Source organism: Streptomyces sp. ISL-1, assembly GCF_018614585.1.
GTDB lineage: Bacteria > Actinomycetota > Actinomycetes > Streptomycetales > Streptomycetaceae > Streptomyces > Streptomyces maoxianensis.
Genome location: NZ_JAGGOI010000023.1, coordinates 129,171 through 140,992, shown reverse-complemented (window position 1 = coordinate 140,992; position 11,822 = coordinate 129,171). Strand labels below are relative to the sequence as shown.

Sequence of the window (11,822 nt, the reverse complement as noted above, 5' to 3'; positions counted from 1 at the left end):
AACGAGTACGAGGACGAGGACAGACGTGCCTACCGGCAAGGTCAAGTGGTTCAACAGCGAGAAGGGCTTCGGCTTTCTCTCCCGCGACGACGGCGGCGACGTCTTCGTTCACTCGTCGGTGCTCCCGGAAGGGGTCGAGTCGCTAAAGCCGGGCCAGCGCGTCGAGTTCGGCGTAGTGGCGGGCCAGCGCGGCGACCAGGCGCTTTCGGTGACTGTTCTTGACCCGACGCCTTCGGTGGCGGCGGCCCAGCGGCGCAAGCCGGACGAACTGGCGTCCATCGTGCAGGACCTGACGACCCTGCTGGAGAACATCACCCCGATGCTGGAGCGCGGCCGTTACCCCGACAAGGTGCAGGGCGCGAAGATCGCGGGCCTGCTACGGGCGGTGGCGGACCAGCTGGACGTCTAGCTGCCGGCGGAAACTGAGCGCATCGCGGCCGAGGGGCGGTACGAGCCCCTCGGCCGCGGCGCGAGTCAGCCGAAGCTGAGCGCGTCCGGGCCGAGCGGGGGTACCAGTCCCTCGGCCGCGGCGCGGGTCAACAGTCCCCGGACCGCCGCGTACCCGTCGGCGCCAAGGTCCGCGGTGAACTCATTGACGTAGAGCCCGATGTGCTGGTCGGCCACGGCCGGGTCCATTTCCTGGGCGTGCTCGAGTACGTAGGGGCGGGAGGCCTCCGGGTCGTCCCACGCCATGCGCACCGACGTACGGGCGGATTCGGCCAGCAGCTTCAGCGTCTCGGCGCCCAGCGACCGCTTCGCGATGATCGCGCCGAGCGGGATCGGGAGCCCGGTCGTCGACTCCCAGTGCTCGCCCATGTCGGCGAGGCAGTGCAGCCCGTACCGCTGATAGGTGAACCGCGCCTCGTGGATGACGAGTCCGGCGTCGACCTTGCCGTCCCGCACCGCCGGCATGATCTCGTGGAACGGCATCACGACGACCTCGCCGACACCGCCCGGGACGGCCTCCGCGGCCCAGAGCCGGAACAGCAGATACGCCGTCGAGCGCTCGCTCGGCACGGCGACGGTCAGCCCCGTGAGTCCCCCAGAGCCTCCGGCGGCGAAGCCAGGGGGAGTACCACCGGTCGCCGGCTCCTTCGTCAGTACGAGCGGACCGCAGCCGCGGCCCAGCGCGCCGCCGCAGGGCAGCAGCGCGTACTCGTCGAGGACCCAGGGCAGTACGGCGTACGACACCTTCAGCACATCGAGCTCGCCGCGCTCCGCCATGCCGTTGGTGATGTCGATGTCCGCGAACGTCACATCCAGGGCGGGCGCGCCGGGCACCCGGCCGTGCGCCCACGCGTCGAAGACGAAGGTGTCGTTCGGGCAGGGCGAGTACGCGATCTGCAAGGCGTCACTCATGGGCCGGCTTCTCCTCGAGGACTGGGGCGAGCTGCTGGAAGGCGTACCGCAGCGAGTCCAGCGCCTGGCCGATGCGCCAGGCGGCGCGGTCGCGCGGGCCGACGGGGTTGGAGATCGCGCGGATCTCGACGACCGGCACGGCGTGCGCGGCGGCGGCCTCCGCCACCCCGAATCCTTCCATCGCCTCGGCGGCGGCGCGCGGATGACGCCGGGTCAGCTCGGCGGCGCGGGCGGCGGTGCCGGTGACGGTGGAGACGGTGAGGACGGGAGCGTGCACGGCGTCGAGGGTCTTGGCGATGCGGGCGGCGAGCTCGGCGGGAGGCAGGTGCGCGGAGCGGCCGAAGCCGAGTTCGTCGAGGGGGAGATAGCCGTCGGGCGTCTCGGCGCCGAGGTCGGCGGCGATGATCGCGTCGGCGACGACGAGGGCGCCGACGGGGGCGTGGGCCGGGAAGCCGCCGCCGATCCCGGCGGAGACGACGAGGTCGTACGCACCGGTGGCGAGGGCGGTTGCGGTGCCCGCGGCGGCGGCCGCGGGACCGACGCCGGCGGTGAGCACATCGACGCCGGCGTGGCGGGACAGCGGATACCCGCCGGGCAGCTGCCGGACATCAGGCCCGGGACCGGTGAGCCCCGCGGCGACGGAGTCGGCCTCCGCCGCCACTGCGGTCACCACCAGTACGCGCACGGCACGATCCTCCGGATCAGGAGGCCTTCTCGAACTGGAAGTGCCAGATGCCGATGACCTTCTTGCCCTTGGTCTCCATGATGCTGACCGTGGTCTTGCTGGTGGGCTCGCCGGTCTGCGAGGAGAAGAAGGCGTTGCCGGGGATGGTCCGGTACGAGTTCTTGTACGGCTCCTGCTCGACGGGCTGGCCACCGAAGAGCAGGGTCCAGCCGTTTTCCGCGATCTCCGGGTCGACGCCCATGCGGACCTTGTCGTCCATGGCGACCTTGACGGTCTTCGCGGGCTTCTGGGTCAGGCAGCGCTGGAGCAGCGATTCCTTGATCGGCTCGCCGTCGTTGTAGCAGGCCGCCTCGGTGTGGACCGACTCCGTCCCGACGGTCACGGTCGCGAGCGGGGTCGGCTTGTCGCAGGCGGAAAGGACGAGGAGCCCGGCGGAGACGGCACCGAGAGCGGCAGCGGCCCGGCGGCGCTTGCCCGAGAAGAACGCAACGGTCATGGCCCGAAGGCTATCGGGCGCGTCCACTCCTGCCACGCGGGGGTACGGCGCGCCGCGCACGAGGGGCCGTCGCCGCCCGCCCCACGGTGTCTCCCGGCGCAGGACCGCGGTGCGTCCGGCGGGCCGGGGTCGCGACGCGCGTCTCCGTGGCGCGCGGAACTTGCCGAGGTGCGGCCGGCCGGGTCCGGCCCGTCCGTCCACGGTGGCTCGAGGTAACCGGCCGAGGCCCCCGACCAACACCGCGCCGCCCGCGTCACGGTTGCCCGCGAAGCAGGCCGAGGCCGCCCGCAGGGATACGCGCCCGCGCTGCCTACGCCACCCCCGCAGGGATACGCCCGCGCTGCCTACGCCACCCGCGCTCGCGGTGTGCTGCTCCTTCGGGCCGCGTCCAGCAGGCCGCGGATCGTCGTCAGGAATCCCAGTGCCACGATCCCCGCCGCCACCGACATGCCGAGCGTGCCGTTCAGCGGCAGTGCGATGCCGATCGCGCCGCCCACCACCCAGGCCATCTGGAGCAGGGTCTCCGAGCGTGCGAACGCCGACGTGCGGACCTCTTCGGGGACGTCCCGCTGGATCAGCGCGTCCAGGGACAGCTTCGCCAGGGCCTGGCACAGGCCCGCCGTCGCGCCCAGGACCGCCACCATGCCCGCGCCGAAGAACGCCGCCGTCGTGATCGCCGCGGTCAGCACCACCGCCTGCACCGTCGCGATGATCACCTCCGGGCCGCGAGCCTTCAGCCACGCCCCCACCGCCGTGCCGAGCGCGTTGCCCACGCCCGCCGCGACACCCACTATCCCCAGCGAGACCGCCGCGCTCTGCCCCGGCAGCGGATGCTCCCTCAGCAGGAAGGCCAGGAAGAAGATCAGGAACCCGGACAGCGCCCGGAACGCCGCGTTCGCCTGCAGCCCGTGCAGTACGGACGGCCCGACCGTACGCAGACTGGGCTTCTTCTCCCCGTGCGTGAGCATGTGCGCCTTGCGCTCACCCTTCGCCGAGTCCACCTTGGGCGGCATCGTGAACGCCCAGTACCCGCCGAGGATGAACAGCGCGCACGCCCCGTACAGCGGCCACTGAGGCCCGACCTGCTGCAGCCCGATCCCGATCGGCGCCGCGACGCCCGTCGCCAGCAGCCCCGCCAGCGTCACCCGCGAGTTCGCCTTGACCAGCGAGAAGCCCGGCGGCAGCAGCCGTGGTACGACCGCGCTGCGCACCACTCCGTACGCCTTCGACGCCACGAGCACGCCCAGCGCCGCCGGATACAGCTCGAGCCCGCCCGTCGCCACCGCCCCCGACATGGTCAGCGCGAGCAGCGCGCGAGTGAGCATCGCGCCCGCCATCGCCGCGCGGCGGCCGTGCGGGATGCGGTCCAGAAGCGGGCCGATGACCGGGGCCAGCAGAGTGAAGGGCGCCATCGTGACGGCGAGGTAGAGCGCGACCCGGCCGCGTGCCTCGTCCGTCGGCACGGAAAAGAAAACCGTGGACGCGAGCGCGACGGTGATCATGACATCGCCCGCGCCGTTCACCGCGTGCAGTTCGATCAGCTTGCCCAGGCCGGACTCGCCCGCGCCGTGGGCATGGGTAGCCTTGCGGATGCCGCGCGCCGTGCCGGTGAACGGAAGATGCAGGGCACGGCCGACCGCCCGGCCTGCTCTTCCGAGCCGGCCGGGTTCTTCGGACGAACTCGCGGCTGCCACCCCGTCATAGTGCCCCAACCCCCGCCCAGCCGAACCGAGGTGCCGGGTTGTTCGCCCCTTGTTGGGGCGGGCAGGTGGGCGGGGAGCGGCAGAGGGGGTAGCGTGCGTAGCGCGCCACCGGCGGTTGTTCTCGGCCGCGCGCCTCGTCGGCATCCCGCAGAATGGATGACGATAGGTGTGCCCGAGACAGGTTGGTCTGGGCGCGGACGTCGATGCGGCCCCCCGGTCCGCTCCGCTCGCGGCCCGTCCCTCACGAATCGGCCGGCGCACCCGTGAGACGGCGTAGGAGAGAAGCGAGACCTGTGAGTGCTGCGACGCGAAGCCGTACCCCTGACCGCCTGTGCGCCGAGGCGGTAGACCTTGCCCGGTCGGCGGCCGAGGATGCCGCCGCCCCGGGAGTGGTCGGCGAGCATGTATCCCTTGTCTCGGAGGGTGACCGAGTCGTCACGCATTACTTCGAGGCCAAGGAACCCGGATACCGCGGCTGGCGCTGGGCGGTGACCGTCATGCGGGCCTCCCGCGCCAAGAACGTCACGCTGGCCGAAACCGTCCTGCTCCCCGGCCCCGATTCGCTGCTCGCGCCCGAGTGGGTGCCGTGGAGCGAGCGGCTGCGGCCCGGCGACATGGGCCCCGGTGATCTGCTGCCCACCGAGGCGGAGGATCTGCGGCTGGAGCCCGGCTTCACGGGCGAGGACGTGCCCCCGCCGAATTCCGTGGTCGCGGAGACCGTGCCGCCGTCCCACGACCTGGCCGAGCGCGTCGAGGCGGAGGACGCGGAACTCACCGAGCGCAGGCCCGTCGACGCCACCATCGCCAACGGCCGCGGTGCGATCGCGTCGCTCGCGGAGGAACTCGGCATGCGCCGGGCCCGCGTGCTGTCCCGGTACGGGCTGCACGCCGCCGCGGACCGCTGGGACGAGTCCTTCGGCGCGCAGACCCCCATGGCGCAGGCGGCCCCCGCGACCTGCGCGACCTGCGGTTTCCTCGTTCCGCTGGCGGGCTCCCTACGGCAGGCCTTCGGCATCTGCGCGAACGAGTTCTCACCGGCGGACGGGCACGTCGTGTCCCTGACGTACGGCTGCGGCGCGCACTCCGAGGCGGCCGTGATGCCGAAGACGCCGAAGGCGGCGCCGCATGTCTTCGACTCGATGGGCACGGACGAGTTCCTGCTGCGTCCGGCCCGCGACGACGGTTCGGTCGACTCGGAGCCGGACGGCACGGAGGATCTCGGCCACTCCTAGCTCTCTCTGTGGGCTCTGTGTCCTCGAACGCCGGACGGGCTTGGCCTCAAGCCCGTCCGGCGTTTCCAGGACGAGGCCGGGCCGCTTCCCGGTTCATCCGCGAGACGGGACCGGACAGTAACCACCGACGTCCCCCGGCCCACGTTCACCACGACCCGCCGCACCGGGGTACCTTCGGCCGCACAGGCACATACGCGGGTCAACCGGAAGAGCGGAGTCACAGCGTGGGCGTCAGGACGACCGAGTGGGCCGACCCGTTCGGGACGGCGCGGCTGCGGCGCGGGGTGCTCGACGCGTGGGGGGCCAGTCCCGCCCGCTTCCGGGAGGACGCCAACGCCGAGGAGGACCTGGCGCTCGGCGGCTACCGGGACCGCCTCGTCGTGGAGCTGGCGCAGAACGCCGCCGACGCGGCCGCGCGTGCGGGCGTGCGGGGCCGGCTCCGGCTGACCCTGCGGCCCGGCACCGCCACCGACCCTGCCGTCCTCGTCGCCGCGAACACCGGCGCCCCCCTGGACGCGACCGGCGTCGAGTCCCTGAGCACCCTGCGCGCCTCGGCCAAACGCGAGGACAACGAGTCCGCAGTCGGCCGCTTCGGCGTCGGCTTCGCGGCCGTACTCGCGGTGAGCGACGAGCCCGCCGTCATCGGCCGGCACGGCGGTGTGCGCTGGTCGCTCGCGGAGGCCCGGGAACTGACCCAGCAGGCAGCCCAGGCGAGCCCGGGGCTCGGCGACGAGCTGCGCCGACGCGACGGGCACGTACCGCTGCTGCGGCTGCCGCTGCCCGCCGAGGGCACGGCTCCCGAGGGGTACGACACCGTGGTCGTCCTGCCGCTGCGGGACGGCGCCGCCATCGACATGGTGGAGCGGCTGCTCGCCGGGATCGACGACGCGCTGCTGCTCACGCTGCCCGGACTCGCCGAGATCGTGATCGAAACCTCCTCCGGCGTACGGGAGTTGAGGCGCTCCGTGCACGGGGCGTACGTACACATCCAGGACAGCACCCAGGGCGACCGGCGCTGGCGGGTCGTCAGTCACGGCGGCTCCCTCGAGCCCGCGCTGCTCGCGGACCGGCCCGTCGAGGAGCGGCTGCGGCCGTACTGGAGCGTCACCTGGGCCGTGCCCGTGGACGACGAGGGCGCGCCCGCCCGGCCGCGCACCGCCCCGGTGGTGCACGCGCCGACGCCGACCGACGAACCCCTCGGTGTACCCGCGCTGTTGATCGCCTCGCTGCCGCTGGACCCCACCCGCCGGCATCCCGCACCCGGGCCGCTCACCGACTTCTTGGTGCGGCGTGCCGCGGACTCGTACGCCGAACTGCTCGGCGACTGGCAGCCGGTGAGCGTCGGCACCATCGACCTGGTGCCGGGACCGCTCGGCAAGGGCGAGCTGGACGGCGCGCTGCGGGCGGCGATCCTTCAGCTGCTGCCGCGCACGGCGTTCCTGGAGGCGGCCGCCCCGCGCGACAAGTCCCGCGAGGACACCGGTCTGCCCGAGCGCGAGAGCCCCGCCGGCCTGCGGCCGATCGAGGCGGAAGTCCTGGAGGGCGCGGGCGCGGAGACCGTACGCGTACTGGCCGAGGTGATGCAGAGTCTGCTGCCCGCGGGCCTTGAGCGCCGGGTCGAGCTGCGTACGCTCGGCGTCGCGCGGGTGCCGCTGACCGAGGCGATCGACCGGCTGGCGGGTCTTGAGCGCGAGCCCGGCTGGTGGCAGCGGCTGTACGACAGCCTCGCCGGTGTCGATCCGGACCGGCTGTCCGGGCTGCCCGTGCCGCTGGCCGACGGCCGCACGACGATCGGGCCGCGCCAGACGCTGCTGCCGCTGGCCGATACGCCACCGCACCTGGCCCGGCTGGGCCTGAAGGTCGTCCATCCCGAGGCCGCCCACCCGATCCTCGAGAAGCTGGGCGCGCTGCCCGCGACGCCGCGCGCCGTGCTGACGACGCCGCAGGTCCGGGTCGCCGTCGCGGGCTCGCTGGACGCGGGCGAGGTCTGGTACGACGGAGACGGGGACGGCCCGCCGGACGCGGAGGAGCTCGCCGAGACGGTGCTCGCCCTGGTACGGGACGCGGGCCTGGAGCCCGGCGACGAGCCGTGGCTGGGCGCGCTGGCGCTGCCGGACGAGGACGGGGAGCTCGCGCCCGCGGGTGAACTGGTGCTGCCCGGCAGCCCGTTCGCCTCCGTGATGCGCGAGGACGAACTGGCGCTGTGCGACGCCGAACTGGCCGAGCGGTGGGGCGAGCAGCCGCTCGCCGCGTGCGGTGTGCTGGCGAACTTCGCGCTCGTACGGGCCACGGACGTCGTCCTCGACCCGGACGAACTGGAGCCCCGCGACGGGGACTTCGCGGAGCCCGACGACGCGGGGCTGCTGGACGCGGTCGACGTCTGGTGCGAGGACGTGCTCGACCGGCTGCCGGACACTCCGGTGCCGCCGGTCGCCACGGAGCTCGTCGCGGTGCGTGACCTGGACCTGGTGGACGACGACTGCTGGCCCCGCGCGCTGGCCCTGCTGGCGCAGCCGCCGCTGCGGGACGCGGTGACCCAGTCCGTACGGATCCTGCTGCCGGACGGTACGACCGAGACTGTGCGCCCGTACACGGCGTGGTGGCTGCGGGACCATCCGGTCCTGAACGGCCGCCGCCCGGCGGGCCTGCGGGCGGCGGGCGGCGACCCGCTGCTGGCCGGGCTCTACGAGGCCGTGGACGCGACGGGCTTCGACGACGCGCAGGTGCTGCGGGCGTTGGGTGTACGCACCTCGGTCGCAGCGCTCCTCGACGAGCCGGGCGGCGCGGCGGAACTGCTCGGCCGCCTCGCGGACCCGGACCGCCCGGTGCGCCCGGCCCAACTCCACGCCCTGTACACCGCCCTGGCCGACCTCGACCCGGAACAGGTCACGCTCCCCGACGACCTGCGCGCGGTCGTGGACGGCGAGGTCCGCGTGGTCGACGCGGCGGACGCGGTGATCGCGGACGCGCCGGATCTGCTCCCGCTGACCGCGGGCCTGTCGCTGCTTCCGGTGAGCCCCTCGCGCGCGGCGGAACTGGCGGAACTGCTCCAGGTCCGCCGCCTGAGCGAGACGGTCGCGGCGGAGGTGACGACCGAGGGCGAGGAGCACGAGGTCCCCGAATCGGTCCACGTCCTCCTCGGCCCGGCCACGCCGGCGACGTACGTCGAACACGAGGAACTGATCGCGGGCGGCACGGAACTGGAGTGGCGCCGCACCCCGGAAGGCGTGATCCACGCGTCCACGGTGGAGGGCGTGGCGGCGGGCCTGGCGTGGTCGGCGGGCCAGTGGCCACGCCGCTTCGAGGTGGCGGCGCTACTGGAGGACCCGTCCCGCACGGAGGAACTGGCCACGGCACGCTGGTTCGACGAGACGCGGTAGCCGGACGCTGCGGCGCGGGTGCGGGGCGTTCTCCCGTGGCGCCCGGACGGCAGGTGGACGGTGGCCGTGAGATGTCGACCGTGGCTACAGCACGGATCCCGGGCTCTCGTCGCGGACATCCGCAATAACCTGGGCACCCGGCGCCAAGTAGTCGTCATCAGGCGGGCTGCCGTGGGCCGGCTCGTCTGTTGAGGTCGGCGATCAGTCCGGCACGGGTGAGTTGAGCGGCGGTGCCGTCAGCGCGGCAGCCCGCCGTCACGGCCACGTGCGCTCAAGGCGGTCATGCCGTACGGCATAGGCGGCGGGACCGCCCTTCTCAATGGCCCGGTACATCGCGTTGCGGTGTGCGTCGAGCCGTTCGACCATCTCGATGCTGCGCAACTGTTGGTTGTCGAGGTAGAAGAGCACCGCCGCACGGTCTGATACGTGCTGGATCTCCAGGTCCCGTGTCTTGATCCGGCCTCCTTCGACAGTGGGACCCAGGACTGGTCGAGGCCGTGAGCGATCCATTCCTCGTCGGGGATGTCCTGTGCGTCTGCCGGGAAGACGTCGACGATGCAATGAACCGCCCAGCCGCGTGCCCTCAACTCCTCCGCGACGCGCCGCCCGAGGTTGCGGTCGAGGAAGAACTCAGGCGGCAAGTCGCACCACTGCGTGGCACAGCAAGTCAACCTGCTCAGGGGCCATGTCGAACTCGTAGGCGATGTCCTCGACGGTCTCTCCGGCTTCCCAGAGGTCCGTGACGGACTTGACCGGGACGCGGTGGCCGCGATGACAGGCAGACCGCGGCCGAACCTCGGGTCAATCACTACCGGAACGGAATCCGGGTACTGCCTCAGCCGCAGACTCGAAGGGAAATCGTCGTCAGCCTCCCAGGTCAGGTAGCGGAGGTACTTGGACACCACCCCGTGGATAGGGGCCTGTCCGTCCCGGGCTCTGCGCAGATCTCCGAAACCGTGCTCGCCGAAGATGTCCACGCCGTCGGTGGCGATCCGCTTCGAGACGAGGCCGTAAGGCGTGTCGAAGGCGTCCCGCACCGTGGCTGCCGCTTCCCTGATCTCGCTCATCCGCAGACCGAGGGAGCGCAGCGAGCGCAGGACATGGGCTTCGGCCACGGCGATGAACAGCACCGAGGGCTGGCCTTTACGCACGGGCTCCACGGCCGTGTTCTCGTATAGCTGGCCGCCACCCGTCATGTAGCGCTGAGTAGCTACGCGGGCCTGCGGTCGCGCTGCTGGAGGGCGGCGAAGTCGGCGTGCGCCGTCTCGATGGCCTCCGGGTACGCCTGGGTCTTCTCGTGCTCGGCCAGCGCCCGGTAGATGCTGGAGAGGCTGGGGCTCTGTCCTTTGCGGCGGCCGGTGGGGATGAGCAGGTCGGGCTGGATGTCCTCGACGGTCTCGCCGTTCGCGCGGCGGCGGAGCACGGTGTGCAGCATGTCGTCGGTGATGACCGGGGGCCGGCCGCCGTGGTTGCCCTTGCGGGCCGCGGTGTCGAGTCCTTCGAGGGTGGCCTCGCGGATGTTCTCGCGTTCGGTCTCGGCCATCGCGGCGAAGAACCCGAACAGCAAGCGTCCTGGACCGCTGGGGTCGTACATCCCCTGGAGGGGTCCGGCGAGCATCTCCAGCACCAGGCCGTGGGCGGTGAGGTGATCGGCCAGGGCTGTCAGCTCTGCGGCATCGCGCCCCAGGCGTTTCATCTCGTACACCGTGAAGATGACCCGGCAGTGCGGGGCGTGGGCCTTGATCTCCCGGGCGGCAGTGAGTGCGGCCTCGAACTGCGGGCGGACCCGGACCCGGGTGCTGATCTTCTCGGCGAAGATCTTGTCGCGGGGAATGCGTTTGGCCGCGAGCGCGTCGAGCTGTGTCTGGAGTTCCTGGGTGAGGGTCGAGCATCGGGCGTATCCGATGCGGATGTCGGCGCTCGGGGTGTCGGGGTCGACGGGCGCGGGCGCCGGGGTGCCGGGCCGCCACGGCTGGCCGGGCCCGCGGTCGGCGGGGGTGGGCATGCGCAGGAGTTTCACGAGCCGGGGCACCTTGGTGAAGCGGCCGGTGTGATAAGGTCCCGGCGACCGCGCCGGAGCGCGAGCGGCAGGGTGAGCCTGGCGACGCGTTACAGCGTGGGCAGGGGTGGCGCTCGACGTCGTCCGCTTCGGACGTGGGTGCGGTTTGAGGGTCCGTCATGACCCCGGATGCTGTCACAAACATTTCTCAGAACGTGCCTGGTTCCACTTTTTGAGTGAGAACGAGTTGTGACAGTAAATCCGCGATCCGGACCGCTCCCGCCGATCATTTTCGATCTTGCTCCGGGAAAGGGTCGTTTGTGAAGTCCACGACTGACTGAGGACCAAGCTCCACCGTAGCTGTACCTACTAGTATGTACAATCGTTGCATGAGTACTGCGGAACGTCTCATCGAAAGCACCCGGGAACTGCTGTGGGAGCGCGGCTACGCCGCTACCAGCCCCAAGGCCATCCAGCAGCGGGCCGGAGCCGGACAAGGCAGTATGTACCACCACTTCGCGGGCAAGCCTGATCTGGCACTCGCCGCGATCAGCCGTACCGCTGAGGAAATGCGCGCCAAGGCTGAAGCGCAGTTCTCCGCTCCTGGTACCGCCGCGGAACGGATCACCGCGTATCTGCTCCGCGAGCGGGAGGTCCTCAAGGGCTGCCCGATCGGAGGTCTCACCCAGGATCCGGACCTCATGGCCGACCCGGCCCTGCGGGCACCCGTTGAGGAGACCCTTGCCTGGCTGCGCGGACGTCTCGCCGAGGTCGTGGCCGAGGGACGTGGAGGCGGCGAGCTGGACGCCGCGCTGGACCCGCAGGCCACCGCAGCGACGATCGTCGCGGTTCTGCAGGGCGGCTATGTGCTGGCCCGCGCCGCCGACTCCGTGGCCCCGTTCGACCAAGCGATCACGGGGGTGCTGGGGCTGCTGGCCGCGCATACCTCGATCGCCGACAAGTAGAGG

At 72.1% G+C, this 11,822-nt stretch carries 10 protein-coding genes and 1 pseudogene; 4 read left to right on the top strand and 7 right to left on the bottom strand.

The features are described from left to right. The first annotated feature begins 25 nt into the window (after positions 1-25). Positions 26-409, top strand: a complete 384-nt coding sequence (locus J7E87_RS35890) for a cold-shock protein (RefSeq protein ID WP_215094878.1) — start codon at positions 26-28, stop codon at positions 407-409. Between the two features lie 65 nt (positions 410-474). Here J7E87_RS35890 and J7E87_RS17350 read toward each other — a convergent pair whose 3' ends face one another. The 4 genes from J7E87_RS17350 to J7E87_RS17335 all read right to left on the bottom strand — a co-directional run bounded on the left by J7E87_RS17350 (position 475) and on the right by J7E87_RS17335 (position 4,252). After that, entirely contained in the window at positions 475-1,359 is an 885-nt protein-coding gene (locus J7E87_RS17350) for a 1,4-dihydroxy-6-naphthoate synthase (RefSeq protein ID WP_215094876.1), read from the bottom strand. Continuing rightward, positions 1,352-2,044 (bottom strand): futalosine hydrolase, encoded by a 693-nt coding sequence (locus J7E87_RS17345; RefSeq protein WP_215094874.1) that lies wholly within the window; start codon positions 2,042-2,044, stop codon positions 1,352-1,354. The genes J7E87_RS17350 and J7E87_RS17345 overlap by 8 nt, the downstream gene beginning before the upstream one ends. 16 nt (positions 2,045-2,060) lie before the next feature. Beyond that, a complete protein-coding gene (locus J7E87_RS17340; protein WP_215094872.1) occupies positions 2,061-2,540 on the bottom strand; it encodes a DUF2771 domain-containing protein in 480 nt (159 codons plus the stop codon). Between the two features lie 344 nt (positions 2,541-2,884). Next, a complete protein-coding gene (locus tag J7E87_RS17335) occupies positions 2,885-4,252 on the bottom strand; it encodes an MFS transporter (protein ID WP_251017575.1) in 1,368 nt (455 codons plus the stop codon). A 284-nt stretch (positions 4,253-4,536) separates the two neighbouring features. Here J7E87_RS17335 and J7E87_RS17330 point away from each other — a divergent pair, with 284 nt between their 5' ends. Together J7E87_RS17330 and J7E87_RS17325 are read left to right on the top strand one after the other, a co-directional pair. Further along, positions 4,537-5,475 (top strand): DUF3027 domain-containing protein, encoded by a 939-nt coding sequence (locus J7E87_RS17330; RefSeq protein ID WP_215094868.1) that lies wholly within the window; start codon positions 4,537-4,539, stop codon positions 5,473-5,475. A 224-nt stretch (positions 5,476-5,699) separates the two neighbouring features. After that, the gene (locus J7E87_RS17325) at positions 5,700-8,855 is read left to right on the top strand and encodes a sacsin N-terminal ATP-binding-like domain-containing protein (RefSeq protein ID WP_215094866.1); all 3,156 of its coding nucleotides are present in this window, start codon (positions 5,700-5,702) and stop codon (positions 8,853-8,855) included. A gap of 236 nt (positions 8,856-9,091) precedes the next feature. Here the strand turns inward: J7E87_RS17325 and J7E87_RS17320 are convergent, their stop codons facing one another. The 3 genes and pseudogenes from J7E87_RS17320 to J7E87_RS17310 form a co-directional block, all read right to left on the bottom strand. After that, the gene (locus J7E87_RS17320) at positions 9,092-9,442 is read right to left on the bottom strand and encodes a hypothetical protein (protein ID WP_251017601.1); all 351 of its coding nucleotides are present in this window, start codon (positions 9,440-9,442) and stop codon (positions 9,092-9,094) included. Between the two features lie 43 nt (positions 9,443-9,485). Continuing rightward, positions 9,486-9,596: pseudogene (locus tag J7E87_RS35110) on the bottom strand (DUF433 domain-containing protein); the annotation flags it as partial. Positions 9,597-10,065: 469 nt separating this feature from the next. Beyond that, complete coding sequence (locus tag J7E87_RS17310) at positions 10,066-10,875, bottom strand: recombinase family protein (protein ID WP_308312961.1); 810 nt, start codon at positions 10,873-10,875, stop codon at positions 10,066-10,068. Between the two features lie 368 nt (positions 10,876-11,243). Here J7E87_RS17310 and J7E87_RS17305 point away from each other — a divergent pair, with 368 nt between their 5' ends. Next, positions 11,244-11,819, top strand: a complete 576-nt coding sequence (locus J7E87_RS17305; protein WP_215094864.1) for a TetR/AcrR family transcriptional regulator — start codon at positions 11,244-11,246, stop codon at positions 11,817-11,819. Positions 11,820-11,822 lie beyond the last annotated feature (3 nt).

Bases quoted from the DNA above. Each gene is read 5' to 3' on its own strand.
- J7E87_RS17350 (WP_215094876.1), bottom strand. From the start codon at position 1,359: ATGAGTGACGCCTTGCAGATCGCGTACTCGCCCTGCCCGAACGACACC.
- J7E87_RS17340 (WP_215094872.1), bottom strand. From the start codon at position 2,540: ATGACCGTTGCGTTCTTCTCGGGCAAGCGCCGCCGGGCCGCTGCCGCT.
- J7E87_RS17305 (WP_215094864.1), top strand. From the start codon at position 11,244: ATGAGTACTGCGGAACGTCTCATCGAAAGCACCCGGGAACTGCTGTGG.